This is a genomic window from Rhizobium fabae (assembly GCF_003985135.1).
Taxonomy (GTDB): domain Bacteria; phylum Pseudomonadota; class Alphaproteobacteria; order Rhizobiales; family Rhizobiaceae; genus Rhizobium; species Rhizobium pisi.
In genome coordinates, this window is the sequence record NZ_ML133659.1 from 58499 (window position 1) to 77418 (window position 18920).

26 protein-coding genes and 1 pseudogene are annotated in these 18920 nt (G+C 60.6%); 11 read left to right on the forward strand and 16 right to left on the reverse strand.

Features of this window, described 5'->3' with window-relative positions; translation table 11 throughout:
* Nucleotides 1–2 precede the first annotated feature (2 nt).
* The 7 genes from arsK to EFB14_RS26840 are packed head-to-tail and all read right to left on the reverse strand — an operon-like array spanning nt 3 to nt 4384.
* Complete coding sequence (arsK, locus tag EFB14_RS26810) at nt 3–1232, reverse strand: arsenite efflux MFS transporter ArsK (RefSeq protein ID WP_126829538.1); 1230 nt, start codon at nt 1230–1232, stop codon at nt 3–5.
* Nucleotides 1229–1954: an arsenical resistance protein ArsH gene (gene arsH, locus EFB14_RS26815; protein WP_164737590.1), complete on the reverse strand. Its 726-nt coding sequence runs from the start codon at nt 1952–1954 to the stop codon at nt 1229–1231. Before arsH ends, arsK begins: the two co-directional genes overlap by 4 nt.
* On the reverse strand, nt 1929–2357 hold the full coding sequence (gene arsC / locus EFB14_RS26820) for an arsenate reductase (glutaredoxin) (protein WP_126829540.1): 429 nt from the start codon (nt 2355–2357) through the stop codon (nt 1929–1931). Before arsC ends, arsH begins: the two co-directional genes overlap by 26 nt.
* Nucleotides 2354–3061 carry an aquaporin gene (locus EFB14_RS26825; protein ID WP_125848197.1) on the reverse strand — a complete coding sequence of 236 codons (708 nt, stop codon included), beginning with the start codon at nt 3059–3061 and terminating at the stop codon, nt 2354–2356. The genes arsC and EFB14_RS26825 overlap by 4 nt, the downstream gene beginning before the upstream one ends.
* A complete protein-coding gene (gene arsN2, locus EFB14_RS26830; protein ID WP_126829541.1) occupies nt 3058–3501 on the reverse strand; it encodes an arsenic resistance N-acetyltransferase ArsN2 in 444 nt (147 codons plus the stop codon). Before arsN2 ends, EFB14_RS26825 begins: the two co-directional genes overlap by 4 nt.
* Nucleotides 3501–4031, reverse strand: a complete 531-nt coding sequence (locus EFB14_RS26835; RefSeq protein WP_126829542.1) for an arsenate reductase ArsC — start codon at nt 4029–4031, stop codon at nt 3501–3503. Before EFB14_RS26835 ends, arsN2 begins: the two co-directional genes overlap by 1 nt.
* Nucleotides 4028–4384, reverse strand: coding sequence for an ArsR/SmtB family transcription factor (locus EFB14_RS26840; protein WP_126829543.1), 357 nt, complete (start codon nt 4382–4384; stop codon nt 4028–4030). Before EFB14_RS26840 ends, EFB14_RS26835 begins: the two co-directional genes overlap by 4 nt.
* A 42-nt stretch (nt 4385–4426) precedes the next feature.
* Here EFB14_RS26840 and EFB14_RS26845 point away from each other — a divergent pair, with 42 nt between their 5' ends.
* Nucleotides 4427–4966, forward strand: coding sequence for a DUF6428 family protein (locus EFB14_RS26845; protein ID WP_126829544.1), 540 nt, complete (start codon nt 4427–4429; stop codon nt 4964–4966).
* 68 nt (nt 4967–5034) lie between these two features.
* Here EFB14_RS26845 and EFB14_RS26850 read toward each other — a convergent pair whose 3' ends face one another.
* The gene (locus tag EFB14_RS26850; protein ID WP_126829545.1) at nt 5035–5730 is read right to left on the reverse strand and encodes an alpha/beta fold hydrolase; all 696 of its coding nucleotides are present in this window, start codon (nt 5728–5730) and stop codon (nt 5035–5037) included.
* Nucleotides 5731–5900: 170 nt separating this feature from the next.
* Entirely contained in the window at nt 5901–6890 is a 990-nt protein-coding gene (locus tag EFB14_RS26855; protein ID WP_126829546.1) for a squalene cyclase, read from the reverse strand.
* A gap of 323 nt (nt 6891–7213) precedes the next feature.
* Here EFB14_RS26855 and EFB14_RS26860 point away from each other — a divergent pair, with 323 nt between their 5' ends.
* The 4 genes from EFB14_RS26860 to EFB14_RS33570 all read left to right on the forward strand — a co-directional run bounded on the left by EFB14_RS26860 (nt 7214) and on the right by EFB14_RS33570 (nt 10142).
* On the forward strand, nt 7214–8044 hold the full coding sequence (locus tag EFB14_RS26860; RefSeq protein WP_125848181.1) for a response regulator: 831 nt from the start codon (nt 7214–7216) through the stop codon (nt 8042–8044).
* A gap of 186 nt (nt 8045–8230) precedes the next feature.
* Nucleotides 8231–9562: a diguanylate cyclase gene (locus tag EFB14_RS26865; RefSeq protein ID WP_126829547.1), complete on the forward strand. Its 1332-nt coding sequence runs from the start codon at nt 8231–8233 to the stop codon at nt 9560–9562.
* Nucleotides 9563–9700: 138 nt separating this feature from the next.
* The gene (locus EFB14_RS26870; protein ID WP_126829548.1) at nt 9701–9943 is read left to right on the forward strand and encodes a DUF1902 domain-containing protein; all 243 of its coding nucleotides are present in this window, start codon (nt 9701–9703) and stop codon (nt 9941–9943) included.
* Nucleotides 9944–9947: 4 nt separating this feature from the next.
* Nucleotides 9948–10142, forward strand: coding sequence for a type II toxin-antitoxin system HicA family toxin (locus EFB14_RS33570; RefSeq protein ID WP_125848175.1), 195 nt, complete (start codon nt 9948–9950; stop codon nt 10140–10142).
* A gap of 50 nt (nt 10143–10192) precedes the next feature.
* Here the strand turns inward: EFB14_RS33570 and EFB14_RS33920 are convergent, their stop codons facing one another.
* From EFB14_RS33920 to EFB14_RS26895, 4 genes and pseudogenes are all read right to left on the reverse strand, one after another.
* Nucleotides 10193–11212, reverse strand: a complete 1020-nt coding sequence (locus EFB14_RS33920) for a GlxA family transcriptional regulator (RefSeq protein ID WP_125848173.1) — start codon at nt 11210–11212, stop codon at nt 10193–10195.
* 294 nt (nt 11213–11506) lie between these two features.
* Nucleotides 11507–11707 carry a hypothetical protein gene (locus tag EFB14_RS26885; protein WP_126829549.1) on the reverse strand — a complete coding sequence of 67 codons (201 nt, stop codon included), beginning with the start codon at nt 11705–11707 and terminating at the stop codon, nt 11507–11509.
* Between the two features lie 274 nt (nt 11708–11981).
* Entirely contained in the window at nt 11982–12608 is a 627-nt protein-coding gene (locus EFB14_RS26890) for an NUDIX hydrolase (RefSeq protein WP_210302965.1), read from the reverse strand.
* Between the two features lie 177 nt (nt 12609–12785).
* Nucleotides 12786–13258, reverse strand: a pseudogene (locus EFB14_RS26895) (cupin domain-containing protein).
* Nucleotides 13259–13614: 356 nt separating this feature from the next.
* Here EFB14_RS26895 and EFB14_RS26900 point away from each other — a divergent pair.
* Both EFB14_RS26900 and EFB14_RS26905 read left to right on the forward strand, forming a co-directional pair.
* Nucleotides 13615–13848 (forward strand): DUF2171 domain-containing protein, encoded by a 234-nt coding sequence (locus EFB14_RS26900; protein WP_125848170.1) that lies wholly within the window; start codon nt 13615–13617, stop codon nt 13846–13848.
* Nucleotides 13849–13964: 116 nt separating this feature from the next.
* Nucleotides 13965–14150, forward strand: a complete 186-nt coding sequence (locus EFB14_RS26905; protein WP_028756545.1) for a DUF3008 family protein — start codon at nt 13965–13967, stop codon at nt 14148–14150.
* Nucleotides 14151–14175: 25 nt separating this feature from the next.
* Here the strand turns inward: EFB14_RS26905 and EFB14_RS26910 are convergent, their stop codons facing one another.
* Nucleotides 14176–14895, reverse strand: a complete 720-nt coding sequence (locus EFB14_RS26910) for an MgtC/SapB family protein (RefSeq protein ID WP_126829550.1) — start codon at nt 14893–14895, stop codon at nt 14176–14178.
* 260 nt (nt 14896–15155) lie between these two features.
* Between EFB14_RS26910 and greA the strand changes: the two genes are divergently transcribed.
* Entirely contained in the window at nt 15156–15638 is a 483-nt protein-coding gene (gene greA, locus EFB14_RS26915) for a transcription elongation factor GreA (RefSeq protein WP_126829551.1), read from the forward strand.
* A gap of 72 nt (nt 15639–15710) precedes the next feature.
* Here the strand turns inward: greA and EFB14_RS26920 are convergent, their stop codons facing one another.
* Nucleotides 15711–16604 carry a LysR family transcriptional regulator ArgP gene (locus EFB14_RS26920; protein WP_126829552.1) on the reverse strand — a complete coding sequence of 298 codons (894 nt, stop codon included), beginning with the start codon at nt 16602–16604 and terminating at the stop codon, nt 15711–15713.
* 101 nt (nt 16605–16705) lie between these two features.
* On the opposite strand from EFB14_RS26920, the gene EFB14_RS26925 reads away from it, so the two are divergent.
* Entirely contained in the window at nt 16706–17314 is a 609-nt protein-coding gene (locus EFB14_RS26925; protein WP_126829553.1) for a LysE/ArgO family amino acid transporter, read from the forward strand.
* Between the two features lie 102 nt (nt 17315–17416).
* On the opposite strand, the gene EFB14_RS33065 is transcribed toward EFB14_RS26925, so the two are convergent.
* Entirely contained in the window at nt 17417–17560 is a 144-nt protein-coding gene (locus tag EFB14_RS33065) for a hypothetical protein (RefSeq protein ID WP_164737591.1), read from the reverse strand.
* A gap of 72 nt (nt 17561–17632) precedes the next feature.
* Here EFB14_RS33065 and EFB14_RS26930 point away from each other — a divergent pair, with 72 nt between their 5' ends.
* Nucleotides 17633–18574 (forward strand): LysR family transcriptional regulator, encoded by a 942-nt coding sequence (locus tag EFB14_RS26930; protein ID WP_183605077.1) that lies wholly within the window; start codon nt 17633–17635, stop codon nt 18572–18574.
* Between the two features lie 99 nt (nt 18575–18673).
* A complete protein-coding gene (locus tag EFB14_RS26935; RefSeq protein ID WP_126829555.1) occupies nt 18674–18829 on the forward strand; it encodes an entericidin domain-containing protein in 156 nt (51 codons plus the stop codon).
* Nucleotides 18830–18920: the final 91 nt, after the last annotated feature.

An 18920-nucleotide genomic window follows, 5' to 3' on the forward strand; every position in this document is an offset into this window, starting at 1 on the left:
GCTCAGGTTTCTGCGGGATTGGGAACCGTTCCCGGCCCGCCAGCCGTACGCGTCATTGGCATGATGGCTGAGAAAGCGGCGACAGCGCCGGTGCTGAGCAACGCAGCGATCGACAGCGACCATGACACGCCGAGATTGCCCATCAGGAAGGCGAGCGCAAACGGCGCCATCGAGGAGACGATGAGACGGACCGACATGATTTGTCCTTGCCGTCGACCGTAGCCTTCGCTTCCGAAGAGCGCGAGCGGCAGCGTTCCGTAGACAATGCTGTTGAGGCCCGAACCGAGACCGAAGATGACGGCGAAGAGCAGGGCGCCCGGGACAGACGGGGCGGTGGCGATGAGGACGACAAGGGATGCCGGCAACAGGACGGCGCAGATAATCGCCAGCATCAATTGCGACAAGCCTCCGCCAAAGACCATGTTGACGAAGCGGCTCAGCACTTGCGACGGGCCGAAGAGCGTTCCGACCATCACGGCCATGGCGCCGAGGCCGAGTGCAGACATCACAGGCACCATGTGGACCAGAAGCGCTGAGTTCACAAAACTTTCCAGAGCAAAGCCCGTCACCATCAGAACGAAGGCCGGCCGGCGCGCCGATGGCTGAAGACACGGCTCGACGGATTTTGCGGCCTCCTCTCCGGCCTGTCTCCGGGTCTGGCTGACGCTGCGGGAGAGCCAGGCATGCGTGGGAAGGCAGATGGCGAGATGAAGCGCGGCGAAGATCAGATAGACGTTCTGCCATGAGAGATGCGCGTGCAGTGCCGTGGTGATCGGCCAGAAGATGGTTGAGGCAAAGCCGGCGATCAGGGTCAGGTAGGTGATGCTGCGCTGGGCGACGCGCGGCCTGATCTGCACGAGCAGGGCGAAGGCGGCGCCATATTGCACCAGGTTCGAGGCGCTCTCGATGCCGATCAAGGCCGCGACGAAAGCGATCTTTCCCGGCGCGAAGGCGCAGGCGACGAGGGCCGCAGCGGCGATCGCCGAGCCCGATGTCATGATCCTGCCTGCGCCGATGCGATCGATCCATGTTCCCATGACAGGTGCGGCCAGCCCGCCGATCAGAAGAGCGACGGAGAGCGCGCCGAAGATCCATTCCGACGGCCAGTGGAGATCGCGGGCCATGTCTGGGGCGAGGATGCTGAAGCTGTAGTAGAGGCTGCCATAGCCGATGATCTGCGTCAGACCGAGTGCGACGATGGCTGCTACCGGCGGCCGTTCGGGGCTGGTCATAGGGATCTGAGGCTCACGCGCTGTTCTACCTTTTCAGCTTCTTCTTTCCGCTCGCTGTAGCGGTCGGTCAGATAGTTCGAGGCATCCCGGGTCAGCAGGGTGAACTTCACCAGTTCCTCGCAGACGTCGACGACGCGGTCGTAATAGGATGAGGGTTTCATACGGCCTTCCGCGTCGAATTCCTGGAAGGCTTTGGCGACCGAGGACTGGTTGGGGATAGTGATCATCCGCATCCAGCGGCCAAGGATGCGGAGCTGGCTCACCGCGTTGAAGGATTGGGAACCGCCGGAGACCTGCATCACCGCCAGCGTCTTGCCTTGTGTCGGCCGCACTGAGCCGACTGACAAAGGAATCCAGTCGATCTGCGCCTTCATGATGCCGGTCATGGCGCCATGGCGTTCAGGGCTGACCCATACTTGGCCTTCCGACCATGCCGACAGTTCACGGAGCTCCTGAACCTTGGGGTGGCTCGCCGGTTCCGCGTCGGGCAGCGGCAGGCCTTCCGGATTGAAGATCCGCACGTCGCAGCCGAAATATTCGAGCAGCCGTCCGGCCTCCTGTGCGAGGAGGCGGCTGTAGGACACCGCTCTGAGGGAGCCATAAAGGATCAGGATGCGCGGCTTGTGGGTCGAGAGCGTCGGCCTGAGCGCTTCCATATCCGGTTGATGCAGATGCATCGGGGACGCTGCAGGCAGATCAGACAATGCGTTTGCCCTCGGCATCGAGCACCTTCTCACCGTCTTCCTTGGTGAAGGCGCCCTTGTGGGTTTCCCGCAGGATATCGAGCACGACTTCGGAGGGCCGAGCAAGGCGCGTGCCGATCGGCGTGATGACGAAGGGGCGATTGATCAGGATCGGATCTTTCAGCATCGCATCGAGCAGTTGCTCGTCGGTAAGATCAGGGTTGTCGAGGCCGAGCTCCGCATAGGGTGTGCCCTTTTCGCGGATCGCCTCGCGAACACTCATACCTGCATCCGCAATCATCTTGATGAGCTCTTCGCGCGACGGCGGGTTTTTCAGATATTCAATGACGTTGGGCTCAATGCCGGCATTCTGGATCATCGCCAGCGTGTTGCGCGAGGTGCCGCATTCCGGGTTGTGATAGATCGTAACATCGATAGTCATGAGGCGGATTCCGTCTTGGTGAGGGTTTCAGGATTGCGGGATTCCATCAGCAGCCATCCCGCGAGCATCAGCGCCAGCAATGCGCCGAGGATTTCGGCAACGATAAAACCCGGTAGATCGATCGGGCGGATGCCGGAAAATGTGTGCGTCAGCGACCGGGCGATCGCGACCGCGGGATTGGCAAACGACGTGGAAGCGGTGAACCAGTAGGCGGCGGTGATATATAGGCCGACCAGCCATGCCACAGCGTCGGCGCGAAAGCGCACACCGGCGAAGATGACGAAGACGAGGCCGAAGGTTGCCGTCATTTCGGAGAGCCATTGCGCGCTGCCGGTGCGCACGGTTTCCGAGGCCTGCAGCAGGGGAAGGGCGAACATGGCATGGGCGAGCATCGTTCCGGCAATGCCGCCGACGATCTGCGCGGCGATATAGGCGGGAACGGAAGAGGCAGGCAGCTCTCGCCGGAGCGCAAAAACCAGCGACACCACCGGATTGAAATGCGCGCCGGAAATCGGGCCCAAGACGGTGATGAGGACGACAAGTGCCGCCCCTGTTGCCAGCGTGTTGGCGAGCAGCGCAAGCGCCGTATCGTTCGTCAGGTTATCCGCCATGATTCCCGATCCGACGACGGTCGCCACCAGCAACAGCGTACCCAGGGCTTCGGCGGTGAGGCGTCGAGACAACGGAAACACTGGCGCGCTCATGCCGGCAGGCTCCGGACCATCAAGGCGGCGGATGCCGGACACAGGCTTGCGGCCTGGCGCGTCGTCAGGATGGCGGCGGACGCCTCATCGCGGGCAATCGGAAGAAAACCGAGCGATTGAAAGAAGGGGGCGGCCGTTTCAGTCAGCACATAGGCAGCAGCCGCACCTTTCTTATGGGCCTGATCGAGCAAGCTAAGGGTGATCGCATGGCCGAAGCCAAAGCCTCGCTGATCGGACTGTACGACAATGGAACGCAGGAGTACGGCCTCGCCATAGAGTTCCAGCCCGCCAAAGCCGACCGTCTGGCCGCCACGCGAAAACCGGTAGAAACTTCGACCGGCGTCTGTGAGGTCATCGACCGGAAGGCCGGCGCCTGCGAGCGCGGCGCGAAAGCTGTCGTCGTGCCCTTCCAAGGTCTGCTGGTTCAAATCGAAACCCATCAGCCGGCCGTCGCCGGTCTTGCAGTCGTGCCTTCCATGGCGCCGATCTGGTGGAGGTGCTGTTCCAGCGCCAGCTTGTCGATCGATGACAGCGGCAGGCTGAGGAAGGCGCTGATCCGGTTCTTGAGGAAGCGGGCGGCCTGCGCGAAAGCGCGGCCCTTATCGACTTCGCTGCCCTCAACGGCAGCGGGATCCTCGACGCCCCAATGGGCGGTCATCGGATGGCCGATCCAGACCGGGCAGGCTTCGCCGTGAGCGCTGTCGCAGACGGTGAAGATGAAGTCCATCTCCGGTGCGCCCGGCTTGGCGAACTCGTCCCAGCTTTTTGAGCGGAAGCCGGTCGTGGGATAACCCTGCGCGGCAAGCTCCTTTAGTGCATAGGGATTGACCTCTCCTTTCGGCTGGCTGCCGGCGGAATAGGCCTTGAACCGGCCCTTGCCTTCGGTCTCCAGGATGGATTCCGCCAGGATCGAACGCGAAGAATTGGCGGTGCAGAGAAAAAGCACATTGTAAACGCGGTCTGTGGTCATTGCAGTTCCCCCTTGGTTGCAGGTGTACAGCATGCCGCGACGGCGGCAGCGCGCGCGCAGATCTCGGCGTTGCCGCCGCAGCAATCTTCCATCAGGAAACGGATCAGGCCACCGAGGGCCTCGTAATTGGCGGTGTAAATGATCGAGCGGGATTCACGCTGCTGGGCAATCAGGCCGGCTCGTTCCAGCTCCTTCAGGTGGAAGGAGATATTGGAAGGAGAGACCTCCGCCTTCTCCGCTATCGCGCCTGCCGCCATGCCGTCAGGACCTGAAACCACGAGCATGCGGACGATATGCAGGCGGGTTTCCTGCGAGAGCGCGCCGAATGCGACGAGGGCTTGACGTTGATCCATATTTCAATAATCCTTGAAGTGTTGAAACGAGAATTAGCTCAAATGAACGTCATCGACAACAGCAAAATTCAGGGGAACGATATCGATCTCGGCCTGCTGCTCAGCGTGCTTGCCGGCGCCAAGGATTCTCCCTTGATTTTCTATTATGACGACCAGCCGGTGAGGCCGGGTTATCATATCACCGAGGTCAAGGCGGGCCAGTTCTCAGGCCTCGATTGCGGCGCCAATCCCGAGGCATGGACGGAGATATTCATCCAGCTTTGGGACATCGAGGAGGGCGACCGCACGCATATGCCGGCCGGCAAGTTCTATTCCATCATCCGCAAGGTGACGGAGCATGTGCAGCTTGACGGTTCGGCCAAACTGACCTTCGAGGTCAGCGACGGGGTGCAGCCGATACAGCTTTATTGTGCCGCAGCACCGGCTCTCCACGCCGGTGCGGTGTATATCGAGCTATCGCCGAGGCCTGCAAGCTGCAAGCCGCGCGATCGCTGGCTGGCGGAGGAAAGCAGCAGGGCAGCGGCTTGCTGCGGGCCGGCAGCGGCAAAGAGTGACTGCTGTGCCGGGCCTCACGGCTTGTGAAAGCGGGCCGGCGCGCCGGGTCGGTGGCGCACCAGAATGATCCAAGCCGATGGCGGAAAGGCAGGCGGCTATCTGCCGCCCTGCTGCACGGCATTGGCGGCTTCCCGGATCACCTCGTAAACGCGTTGAGGTTGCGATAGCATGGGCACATGGCTCGATGCGAGCTCGGTCACTTTGGCTTCCATGCGCTTTGCGAGGAAGCGTTGGAGTTCCGGTTGAACGGTTCGATCCTCTTTGCCGACAATGTAGTATGTCGGCTTCGATTTCCATGCTGCACCGGGCACGGGCTGACTGAACAAATCTGCCAGCGGCCCCATCTGGGTGGCCCAGACAAGTTTCTGTTCGGCCTCTGGGAGATCGCCAGCAAAATCCGCAATGCCCGCCGGCCGCAGGAATAACCTGCCGTCAGCCACCTCGATATGGTCGAATACCGGGGTTTGCGGAAATTTGGTCTGATCAGCCTGGGTGGTGTCGCCGTCCTCTGGCGCGAGCGCGCAGATGTAGACGAGCGCCGCGACACGGTCGTCGGTTCCTGCTGTCGTAATCACGGTGCCGCCGTAGGAGTGACCGACGAGAACGATGGGGCCGCTGGCGCGACCAAAGGAGGTGCGCACCGCGGCAGCGTCATCCGCCACGGTGTTCAGATGATTCTGCGTCGCGATGACTTCGTAGCCATCGGCGACGAGTAGATTGATGACCTTGCTGAAGCAGGAGCCATCGGCCCAGAGGCCATGGGCGAAAACAATGCTCGGTTTGCTGGACATGAAATACCCCTTCAAAGAATTTTGACACCAGGTTCATGCTTTGCGCGATCGGGCTAAAGTAATAATCCTTGAGCTCCCGGCAAGATATGCTTCGGGACGAATCCAGGTATTTTTCAATCTTGCTAAAAATGCACACTTCTTGCTGCACGAATGGTCAGGCGCAAATCTATTCAAACCGCTGGAGGCGAAATTGACCTGGCGTCCCACCCCCGCAGCACCCGCATCGCCCGAAGCGTGATCCACCGCGACGGCCTGCCCGGCCCGTCGTCGACGTCGAACCACACTCGGCCTTCCGTGCTCCAGTCGAGCGGCCAGGTGCCGTCTGCCGAACGCCGGGAGCGGAGGTGGTCGATTGCTTCGCCGAGGCGCGGGTCGGGATCGACGCCGGTGAAGATGGCGCTCGAACGGAAATAGTCGAGCGCGCGCAGGATGTCGTAGCGCCAGCGGTTCGGGTGGAGGAAGCGCAGGAATTGTTCGTCGGCCGGCTCGCCTGTACCGAGGCGGCGGAAGAGGTTTCGGTCCAGCAGGAATTCTTCGCCCGTCCTGCGCGCCTCGCGTGACTGGAGCGTGCCGCCGGTCGATCTTTCGAATTCCAGCAGCCCCTCCAGCACGTTGATGGTGCTGGCGAAGGAGGAGCGGACGGAGCCGTTGATCCGCTCGCAGTTCCAGCCGCCGTCGTCGAGGCGTTCGCCGGCCAGCCGATCGACGATGGGCGAGACGTCGATGCCGAAATAGGCGCCGTCGGCGACGGTCCGGCCGTTGATGCATTCCTCGACTTCCCCTTGCCAGAAGGGCTGGCCGCCTTCTTCCCAACGGGCGTTGTCGCCGATCAATGCGACGGTGCGCCTGGCCCGTTCCGATGACGGATCGAGGCCGAATTCCCTGAGTTGCGACAACGAATAGGTCGTGGCCGTCCAGGGCTGGCCGCGCTCGCGCCATTCGCGGGGATCGAAATCGGCAGGCAGAAAGGCGCCGCCCGCCCATTGTCCGTCCGCGTCCTGAAAGGAGAGGAGCCTTGCACCCCAGCCCTCGGTCTCCACCCTGGCCCGCTCGGCCGTCCATTGCGGCTGTGGCGCGTCGAGGAGGTCGCGCATCACCTGCCAGCGGATTGCGGGATCGGAATCGAGGAGCCATTCGATCACCGGATCGGATTGGGTCATGGGCGGACCTCTCGGCTGGTCGGGAGCGATGGTTCGTTTATAGTCGCTTCGGGTGAGCACTGCCAGCCGAACGCCTCTCGCCGGCGCTCGCCATACTGCGGCGGGATTACGCAGGGAAGGCACAACGCTGAAGATCAAGATCTTCGGCACGACTTATAAAGCGACGCTTCGCATCTGATTTCTTAATCATATCTGCAAGAAATCGGAGGCGGGCCTATCGGGCCGCTTGTTCGCTTCCGTATCCGAGATGCTGATTAATAATTATTCAAATCAATTGATGTACCGATTTGATCCGGGGACAGATTTACATCAAAGGTTTGCTTATGGCGTTTCTAGGTATTTCAGGGATGCAATATTCCGGGGAGATGTTTGCCGGCGCGCGTATTATTGTCGCGGAAGATTCCAACGTATTCACCTCGATGATCAGCAAACGCCTCAAGGAGCTGTTCGACATTGAGGTTGAAATCTGTCGCAGCTTCGAGGATCTGCAGCTTTCCTACGACAAGTCTTCCGATCCGATCACGCTGGCGATCTCGAACATCAACCTGCCCGGCGCCGAAAACGGCGAAGCGCTCGAATATCTGGTCGATCTCTCTATCCCGACGATCGTCTTCACCGGCACCTTCCATGAAGGCATGCGCGACAAGCTGATGGCCAAGGATATCGTCGACTATATCCTCAAGGACAATATCTTCGCCGTCGATCTTCTGGCGGAATCGATCTGCCGCTTCCTGACCAATCACCGCCACCACGTGCTGATCGTCGACGATAGCGCGACGGCGCGCGCGCTGCTGTCGAGCCGGCTGAAGCGCTATAATTTCCGCGTCAGCACCGCCGAGAACGGCGCCAAGGCGCTGGAGATCCTCAAGGCCAACCGCGACATCGGCCTGATGATCACCGACTACAACATGCCCGATATCGACGGCTTCGAGCTGACGCGGCGCATCCGCTCCAATATCGGCTCGCATGAGTTGCGCATCATCGGCGTTTCCTCCTCTTCGAACCGGCTGCTTTCGGCGCGGTTCCTGAAAGCGGGCGGCAATGACTTCATGCTGCGCCCCTTCATCGACGAGGAATTCTACTGCCGCGTCAACCAAAACCTCGATACGCTCCTGCAGATCCAATCGATGCGCAAGGAGCGGGCGGTTGCCTGACGGCTGCTCCAGTATCCGGATCAAGGAAGGCCCTGACGTGACGGTCGGGGCCTGGCGTCGAATTTCTGCAATTACAAGTGTCGCCACCATTTGTCCCCTTCACGCGCGTGAGCCTCTCGGCTATCGTCCGCCCCGCCGGGGAAGGGGCCGAGTCGAGCCCTGCGGACGCATGGGGGAGTAGCGGCTGTGGCTTTTCAAGCGGATTTTCTGCGTGACGGTATCGGGCTGCGCTCCGGCGGGCTCAAGATACTTCTGGTTGAAGATTCCCGCATGTTTTCCGCGGTGCTCTGTCACCGGTTCCAGACGGAACTCGGTCTTGCCGTCAAACCCTGCTCCTCGCTGAAGGCGCTGCGCCGGGAACTCGCCGAGGACGGTCACGGCTACACCATGGCCGTCGTCGATCTCAACCTGCCGGATTCTCCCTACGGCGAGGCGCTCGACTGCACAATCGAGCACGATATCCCGGCGATCGTCTTCACCGCGACATTCGATCTCAATACGCGCAACCGGATCATGGAGCGCAATGTCATCGACTACGTGCTGAAGGACAATGAATTCGCGCTCGACAATCTGGTCGCGACCGTCCGCCGCGCGATCTCCAACCGCAAGACGCGGGTGCTCGTCGTCGACGATGTCGTTTCGGCCCGCCAGGTGCTCGTCGACCTCCTGAAGGCACAGCAATATCTCGTCGTCGAGGCGAATTCCGGGCTCGAGGCCCTGGCGGCGCTCGAAGCCTACAGCGATATAGAACTCGTCGTCACCGACCACCATATGCCCGATATGAGCGGCTACGAGCTGACGCGGCGCATTCGCCATCGCTTCGGTTCGGACAGGCTGCGCGTTATCGGCGTTTCCTCCTCCAACGACCGCATGCTTTCGGCGAGTTTCCTCAAGGCCGGCGCCAGCGATTTCGTCTACCGGCCGTTCGTCGCCGAGGAGCTGCAGTGCCGCATCGCCAACAATGCCGAGACGCTGGCGCAGATGCGCCAACTGAGAGCGGCGGCGGCCTGCGACTATCTCACAGGCCTCTTTAACCGCCGCTATTTCTACGACAACGGCCCGAAGCTGGTGAACGAGTGCCTGCGGTTGAAAGCGCCGAGTTCGGTTGCTATTCTCGATATCGACCATTTCAAGCTGCTGAACGACACCTATGGCCACGAAATCGGCGACAAGGTGCTGAAGGCTGTCGCAAACAGGCTGTTCACGATCTTCGACGGCAGCGACAATCTTCTGTCGCGCCTCGGCGGCGAGGAATTCGCGATCCTCTTCCCGCAGATGGATTCGGCTGCCGCCACCAAGCTCTGCGACGAGATCCGCTCGGATATTTCGCGGCTGAAGGTCACGGCCGACGACGAGGAACTCGGCGTCACCATCTCGATCGGCATCGCCGAGATCGGCGGTTACGAGACCTTCGAGAACTATCTCAACGCCGCCGACCAGTTCCTCTACATGGCCAAACACCGCGGCCGCAACCAGGTCTATTCCGACGCCAGGATGACGGAAGAGGCGGCGCAGTAGAGCGTCGTGTGGGTTGACTCAAAGGTTCTTCGGAATTCGAAACGTCTCCGAAAAATTCATTCTACTGAAAATCACTTCCATCTCGCTATATATGTGCACTATGAGATATCGTCGTGTCCGCTATGGAGAACTCATCGCATGAAGCACGTATCGATCATTGTGCGCGCGGAGCGGGATGAAGAGGCCGCTGTCTGGGTTGCCAGCAGCAGCGACATCGAAGGACTGGCTGTTGAGGCCGACACCCTTGAAGCCCTTGAGCTCAAGGTCGTCGCGGCGATCACCGATCTTTTGGAATTGAACGGGTTTACATCAAACCTGCCGGAAATTCCGATCCACATCATGGCTGAACAACTCGTTCGCATCCCTAACCCGACTTATTGACCGCATAGGCGGCTACATCAGGGAACTCAAAGAGTTGTTACTGAAAGCCGGCTGCGCGTACGTGCGGCCGGGAAAAGGCGATCATGAAATCTGGTTCAGTCCGATTTCAAATCGCCATTTCACCGTTGATCATGGCGTCAAGTCGCGACACACCGCCAACGAGACGCTGAAACAAGCGGGACTTCCAAAAGCGTTCTGATTCTCGCGCCCGCCGTCGCCGCTCATATGGCGGCGACTGCTTCTTTGGCCTCAAGCCGCAACCGGCTGCCTTGCGGTCGCCATGGTCATCTTGCGCTCGGCGCGCTCCTGCTGTGGCGAGCGGTGGTAGAGTTCGCGATAACACTTGGAGAAATGCGAGGCCGAGACGAAGCCGCAGGCGACGGCGACTTCGACGACCGGCATGGAGGACTGCACCAGCAGGTGGCGGGCGCGGTCGAGGCGGATTTCGAGATAATAGCGCGCCGGCGAGCGGCCCATTTCCTGGCGGAACAGCCGCTCGATCTGGCGGCGGGAGAGGCCGGCGCCGTCGGCGATTTCGATCAGCGACAGCGGCTCGGCGAGATTGCCTTCCATCAGCTCGATGATCGACAGCACCTTGGCGTTCTGCACGCCGAGGCGGGCGCGCAGCGGCAGCCGCTGGCGGTCGTGCGGGTTGCGCACGCGGTCGGTCAGGTGCTGCTCACAGATGCGGTTGACGAGGCTTTCGCCGAAATCCTCGCCGATGAGGTTCAGCATCATGTCGAGCGAGGCGGTTCCGCCGGCGCAGGTGTAGAGATTGCCGTCGATCTCGTAGAGGTCGGCATAGACCTCGGCCTGCGGGAAGGCTTCGGAAAAGCCCGGCAGGTTCTCCCAGTGGATGGCGCAGCGCTTGCCGTTGAGGAGACCGGCTTGCGCCAGCACATGCGCGCCCGTACAGAGGCTGCCGACGGCCACACCGCGATTGTAGCATTCGCGCAGCCAAGCATTGACCGACTTGTTGTTGAACTCTTCGATATCGATGCCGGAACAGACGAGCACCATGCCCGGCCGGTTTTCACCGCCGAGATGGCGGCGCTCCTCGGCGAGCGAGGAATTCGCCTCGATGCCGATGCCGCAGGAAGAATAGACCTTGTCCCCGTCGACGGAGGCGAGCCGCCAAGTATAGGCCTGGTAGCCGAGCATACGGTTGGCGATGCGCAAGGTATCCACGGCGGCCGAAAAGGGCAGCATGGTGAATTGCGGTACCATAAAGAAGACCAGTGAACGCTTCTTGATCTGCATCCTGTTCATAGCGAAATCCATGCTCGAGGAACGATGACATATTCGTCGCGCGGAATGCGTCGCGCGGATGTCCTGAAAGCGACACTGGCATGGATAAATGCGGCCGGGAAGAGCAAATATGCGACATTGACCGCGATTTGACTGGTCGAACCATCGTCAAGCCGGGGGCAGGGTGGAGAACAGGCTTACGGGCGACTGAAATTCATGGTCGAAAACGGTGGGGAATTGGACATTCCGGAGACGAAAAAGGCGGCGTTGCACGAGGCAGGCGCCGCCCTTATCTTGGGAGGAATGTCGCATTCATTACATGGTCCGGTGTTTGCTGTCGTCCGTGCTCGGCCAGCCGATGTCCTTGCGAATATCGAAGGGCATGGCTTCGATTTCGCGGGCGGTCCGCCAGCGGTTCCAGGCGAGCACGAGCTTGCGGGCATAATGTGCCAGATCGAAGCGGCTTTCGCTGGAGGTAAGGGTCTTGCCACTACCCCGATAGGTGAGCGTGGTCATTTTCCGGTTCCTTTCTTGGGTCCGGACACGGTTGCCGTTGAAGCAGTTCGTCCATGTCCATGATCCTAATATGGGCTCAGAGAACTCATCATTCAAACGAATAGAGTTTATGGATAACATCAATAGGATTGAATGATCGCGATGCGCCGGCCGGCCGCCGGTGACAGCTTTGCAGTGTAGAACCAAAACCATTCGCGATTTTAGATCCAAAATACCGCGCCGCAATCTCGAAGGTTTGCGACTTTATGGATCGACGCAGAACAGTCGTGAAGCGCTAGTCAAAAGTAGCGAATTGTTGACGGCCGTAGCTGAAGTCAAATGCAGCGTGGATGTCGCTTTCAACTACGCGTCCGCGCGACAGGGCCGGGAGCTTATCAGGCGGAAAGAAACCAACTTCACTCGTTTCCAGGCCCGCCTGCGGAGCCGTCTCACCTCGGCGTTCGCAAAGGAAAAACAGTTTGTAAAAGTCCCTCGCATCCGGATCGTATGGTTGCTTTGCCTTGTGTCGGATACTGTAAAGATGGGTGGCGGATACCGTCAGACCCGCTTCTTCGCGAGTTTCCTTGATCACGTTTTCAGAGGCTGATCGTCCTATATCCGCAAAACCTCCCGGCAACGTCCAAAGTCCATCGCTCTTCTCCTGCACCAGCAAAATCTTGCCGTCTTCGATCAAGGCACCACGGACATCGACCTTTGGCGTTGCGTAGCCCTTCGCAAAATCAGATACGAGGCCTTTGATGCGGATAATCGGCACATTGGCGAGGTTCGCTAGCATGGCTTGCGCGATGTCAGCGACTTCTTGGTATCGCTCGCGATCAAACTCGTCCTTGCAAAAGTGGAGCCCGGTCGAGGCGATAGCCTGCAAACGTTTCGCACGAGATAGCCATTGATTTTCCACCATCAATCCTCCGCCAGCGTCTGATTTTAGAAAGGTCTCTCCGCAAAATTAAGGCGAGAGAATCCGCGTTCATGCGTCGGCGGAAATCTTCGAGCGTCACGCTCGCCCGCTTCTACCGTCCTACTGACGTTGGCTTGCTCCTCACCGTCGGTAACACTGCCAAAGAGGCGGTCGGGTTCTTCATACTTTATGCAAACCAAGAGCCAGCGTCAGATCATTGATGATCCCAAGCCGCGCTTCAATCACTGCAATTTTCTCGGGCGTGTCGGCACAAGAAGCTTCAATGTCGATAACAATTGCTCGCATCCCCCTGGGCTAACCGTGCCGAACATTTGGCCGGATTGGTCACTTATGTTTCGCCAGCTGTGTCGCACTTGCGGCGGCAAAACGACCACGGTTCCTGGCGGCGCATCGAACTCCTCGTCGCCACATTGAAAACGATAGAGCCCATGGATTACGCGAAAGACTTCGGTTTCGCGCGTGTGAGTGTGTGGGGCCGGTCCCTGACCCGGCGGGGTGAAGGTTTCCAACATGCCGAATGCGCCTCCGGTCTCGGCGGCCGTGGCGTGGATCACGATCTTTGCACCAAAAGGCGTTTTTGCTATGCGCTCTCTGCCTGGCAAAGAAACAACTGCATTCCGGAAAGTCGACATGGGGATGCCTCCTCGTCAACGGCAATCTACGTAGTATATCTCTCTCGGCAATACCTTCAGTTGCAGAATCTGCTGAGGGAAATTCCTTCTGTTGCCCGCTGCAGTCATGGCAATACCTTAAATGGTTGGCGAACCATGCGGCCACCCGCATCGTCTATGTCGCGGCCGCTGCTGTCCGCCATCTCCCGTGAACGGGGGGGAAGGCAGCCTGCCGCATCGAGCTTGCCATGAGCCGCAAATCTCGACGGCGGGTATGGCGTCGCCGCTTCCAGCTACGCATGACGAGACGTCTTGGAACCAACTTCGCTCCTCATCGTTGCGGCTTGGTAACTGCGAGTGACGCAAAGGAGGAAACCATGATTTCCGCAGATCAGATCCGCGAACATATGGAAGTGCGGGCTGCCGACGGCGCACGTGTCGGGACGGTCGATCATCTCGACGGACCCACCCGCATCCAGCTGACGAAGACCGACTCGGAGGACGGCAAGCATCACCTGATCCCGCTCGACTGGGTCGATCACGTCGACGCTCACGTTCACCTGTCGAAGAACGCCAGGGATGTCCGCAGCCAGTGGGCCACCATCAACTGACGAGCGGTCGGCTGCGGCGTTGGCCGCAGCCGCCTCGCCGTACGGTGTCCAGGGCAGGGTGATCAGGAAGCGGGAGAGGTGAAAGCATCCTCGTTCCGGTCAGAAGGAGAAACGATATGCCAGCCAAGTCCAAAGCTCAGCAGAAGGCCGCAGGAGCTGCGCTCTCGGCCAAGCGCGGCGAGACGCCCAAGAGTGAGCTCAAGGGCGCTTCGAAGCAGATGGTCGAATCCATGAGCGAAAAGCAGCTCGAGGAATTCGCATCGACCAAGAGAAAGGGCAAGCCCGAGCACGTCTCGAAATAGTGCGGGTGCGATCACGCCGCCGCGCTCAGCCGGTCGTTGAATGCATCGCGAAATGGGCGATCTCTTGCGCATCGGAAACAGCGGCGAGGATCGCGCGGGCGGATGCGTCCGGATCTTTTGCCAGCCAGCGCAATTCGTACGTGGCCCCGATGCGGTCATCTTCGGTCGGTCCCCACGCGACGAATACTGCGCTGCATTGAAGAGGTGCCAGCACGTTCGACAGGTCGGGAATGTCGGAGCGCGAGCCGTAGACGACGAGCGTCGCCTTCCGTTCGCAGCGCAGCCATGTATCCAGGCGCTTCATCGGCGACAGGACGATGAAGGCAACCACGGTTGCCACCGTCCCGATCACGATCTGTCCGCCGCCGAAGCAGAGGCCGACGATCGTCATGAACCACAGGGTCGCCGCCGTCGTGACGCCTGTCATCATGTCGCCGCGCCTCAGGATCGCGCCGCCGCCGATGAAGCCGACGCCGGTCAGCACGCCGAGCGGGAAGCGCAGCACGTCCATCTGCGAGAAGAAGCCGGGCGTCTTTCCGTAGACCGACAGAAGGAGGTTTGCCTGGATCATCGCCAGACAGGCGGCCAGCGCCACCAGGATGGTGGTCCTGAAACCCGCGGAGTGGCCGCCGCGTTCGCGGTCGAGGCCGATCAGGCCGCCGGCGACGACGGTCAGTGCGATCCGCGCGGCGATAGCCCACCAGCTCGGCTCCAGCGGCATGACATCCGTCAGGAACGAAGACATGTTTCGCCCCCGACCGCGCTGCCGCTCTTTCGCTGCTGGCCGGGCATTCCATCCTCCTGCGCTACGGTGCATCTGGAGGATATAAACGCCATGTGGGCGAGGACGTTCCCGGAGCCGGAAGCCGCGGGCCGTACCCCCGTCAAAACTGCTCCCGATGTGGCAAGATTGGCGGTTCGTCCGCACCCGGTGTATGTAGGATTCCAAACTTGGGCAATCGCCCGCCTGGAATAAGCGTGTAGCGTCTGACATGGAGTTGAAGATTGGCTGTTGCCTTCACCAAGGAAGAGAGTTTCGAAACCGCTTCGGAAACCCTGCTGCCCGACCGGCCGGTTTCGCCGCATCCGAACCTCGTCACGGAGGCAGGGCTGAAGGCCCTGGAGCTGCAGTTCCGCGAGGCGGGCGAGGCCTATGACGTAGCGAATATCATCGAAGACGTGAACGAACGGCGCCGGCAGACGGCCACCCCCTTGCGCGACCTGCGCTACCTCGCGGCAAGGCTGCGCACCGCCCAGCTCATGCCGGAGCCTGCGTCGGCCGATGCCGTCGCCTTCGGCAACACGGTGACCTTCCGCCGCGACGACGGCCGCGTGCAGACCTATCGGATCGTCGGGGAGGACGAAGCCGATCCCAAGGCCGGATCGATTTCCTACGTTTCCCCGGTGGCGCGATTGCTGATGGGCAAGGCTGTCGGCGACGTGGTGGAGACAGGCGGCCAGGAGCTGGAGATCATCGCTATCGCGTAGGACGCAATAGCCGGCACGGCTTGCCGAAAAGAGGTAGAAGCCGTCCGGTCATCTGCGTTTTTGCATGATGCATCAGAGGCGACGCTTGGCCACCGTGACGACTTCGCGCGTCAGGTCCGCCAGGCGGTCGGCGGCGAGGCGGTTTATCTGCCAGTAGAGGGGCACGTCGAGCGGCGTGTCGGGCACCAATTCGACCAGCCGTCCGGATGCGAGATGCTCGCGGGTCAGTTGGATCGGGTTCATTCCCCAGCACATGCCCGAAAGGCTCGCCTCGACGAAAGTTTGCGGCGACGGCAGCCAGTGGGTGGGATAATCGAGATCGCGTCCGAACGTCCTGCGTATCCAGTCGCTCTGCAGCCTGTCCTTCTGATTGAAGGTCAAGGCCGGAGCGTTGCGGATCGCCTCTGGCGTCACGCCCTGCGGAAAGTGGCGTGCGACGAATTCGGGGGCTGCCGTGGCGTGGTAGCGCAGGACCCCGAGCGCGAAGCGCCGGCATCCCCGGATCGGCTTTTCCAGGCTGGTGACGGCCGCGATCACCCGCCCGCGCTGTAGCCATTCGGCGGTATGATCCTGGTCGTCGACCGCGACGTTCAGGAGATAGGAGGAGCTCTTGGCGAAATTCGACATGGCCTCCACGAACCATGTCCCGAGGCTGTCGGCGTTGGTTGCGATCTGGAGCGTCACCCTCTGGCGCGGCTCGTCGGGATCGATGAGGGCCGGCAGCTGCCCGAAGAGTTCGGCTTCGAGCATGCCGACATTCTCCATATGACGGCAGAGCCATTCTCCCTTTTCCGTTGCCGTGCAAGGCGTGCCTCTGACGATGAGGACGACGCCAAGACGCTCTTCGAGCTGCTTCACGCGCTGCGAAACGGCGGAAGGGGTTACGGCCAGGATAGCCGCGGCTCTTTCGAAGCTGCCCGTCTGGACGATGGCTGCGACGGCGCGAAGGGCGGAATAATCAAGCATGGATTAGGTTCGCTTAATTGAGATAAGCTGGATTAATTAGACTAATTCATGCCGTCGCGATACCGCACCTCTCAGGGAATTGAGGAGCGTTTGCCGAAGAGATGAGTTTTTCGATCTATGTCACGGGCCTGATGATGGGCCTCAGCCTGATTGTCGCGATCGGCGCGCAGAATGCTTTCATCCTTCGCCAAGGCCTGCGCAACGAGCACGTCTTCATGGTCTGCCTGGCCTGTGCGCTCTCCGATGCCGCACTGATCCTGCTCGGCGTGACCAGCCTCCAGCAGATCGCCAGGCTGCTGCCCTGGCTCGATCCTGTTATGCGTTATGGAGGAGCGGCGTTTCTTGCCTGGTACGGAGCCAAGAGCCTCTATTCCGCCTTGCGGTCGTCCGCCACCCTGGCGGCTTTGGAAGCCAAGACGACGAGCTTTCGGCAGACGCTTGCGACGTGCCTCGCGCTCACCTGGCTCAATCCGCATGTCTATCTCGATACGGTCGTATTGCTCGGCACGATTTCGACGCGCTATCCCGGACAGCAGGCCTCCTTTGCGGCAGGGGCAATGACCGGATCCTTCCTGTTCTTCTTTGCCCTTGGGTATGGCGCAACGCGGCTGCGGCCGATCTTCTCGAGGCCTTCGTCCTGGCGCATGCTGGAGACGCTGGTGGCCTTCACCATGTGGATCATCGCGTTCAAGCTGCTGGGCGGGATGTGAGAGGAGAAGTATTCTCGCGTCGATGAAGGTATTTCCAATCTGCCGCGCCCATGCGCGGCCGACGATCTTTCGCCTGAGAGCCAGAGCCTCTGGACATCAACGCTATGCCGCGCTGACATCGGCCAACAGATGCGGCGGAAAGCGCTTTATCTGGCGCAGAGCTTCTTCGTAATTGGCATATCTGCGCCGGCGTGACTTGAATGCGGAAAGTGCTTGTATGATATTCCAGATGTTTGCTTGTAACATGTCTGGCCTCCTTTGCTGCTTCAGCGTCCGACACTGAAAATATGGCGGCCGATTGACATTCAATCAAACAAAATGATATGCGGTTATAAATCAGAAAAATTGAAAGATGCGACGATGAGCTTACCATTTCGCCGTCCCATTCCTTTGCTTGACAACGATGTGCTGCGCACCTTCGTCGCCATCGCCGAGACAGGCAATTTTTCCACCGCCGCCGAAGCGGTCTTCCGCACGCCGTCGGCGGTTTCCATGCAAATCAAGAAGCTCGAGGAGCAACTCGGCGCGACGCTGTTTTTGCGTGATGCCCGCTCCGTGACGCTGACGCGCCATGGCGAGATGCTGCTCTCCTATGCCCGCAACATTCTGGCGCTGTCCAACGAGGCGGTGTCGCGCTTCATCATGCCTGAGATGACCGGTGTCGTCCGGCTCGGCGCGCCGGAGGATATCGGCGAGCGGCTGCTGCCGAGGATCCTGAAGAGTTTTGCCGAGAGCTATCCCGGCATCATGGTCGATGTGACGATCGACATGAGCATGGGGCTGAAGAAGCGCATGGAGGAGCAGCGGCTCGACCTGGCTCTGATCAACTGTGCGACGCGGCCGTTCCCGACGGGCGGCGAGGTGGTGTTCCGCGAGCGGCTGGTCTGGGCCGGTGCTAAGTGCGGTTCGGCGCATCGCCGCGACCCCTTGCCGATCTCGATCTGGGAGGATGGCTGCATCTGGCGCCAGGAGGCGCTCTCCCAACTCGAACGCAACAAGCGGCCTTATCGCGTCGCCTATCTCAGCGGCCACACGATGGCGCAGCGCGCCGCCGTGCTCTCCGATCTTGCCATCGCGCCGCTGCCGCTCTCCTATGTCAACGAGGACATGGCGATCCTCGGCCCGCAGGAAGGGCTGCCGGAGCTCGGCGCCTTCGATATCCGCCTTTTGACCGCCTCGCAGATGTCGGGGCCGATCGAGACGGTGGCCGACAGCATTCGTGGCGCCTTTGCCGAGAGAGCGAAGGCTGTCGCCGCCTGAGGACACCTTTCAGGCGTGAACCTTTTATTCCCTTGCGCGTTATGGACGCGGACGGCATGAACTGCCGTTCGGGGTTGATTTCAAACAAGGATATTCGAAATGACGACAACGGCCAAAATTGCCGCAGCCTTCATGGTTCTTCTTGCTCTTTCCTCCTGCGGCAACACGATCCGCGGCGTGGGAAAGGATACGGCGAACGCCGTCAACGCTACCCAGGATGCCGGCCGCTCGGTGGGCCACGCTGCTAGGAAGTGATCCGGTGGCAGGTTCGGCGGGACCGCGCTGGATCGTTGCCGGATCATTCTTGGCTGGGGCCGGACCACTCTAACGAGTGGCCGGGCCGGAT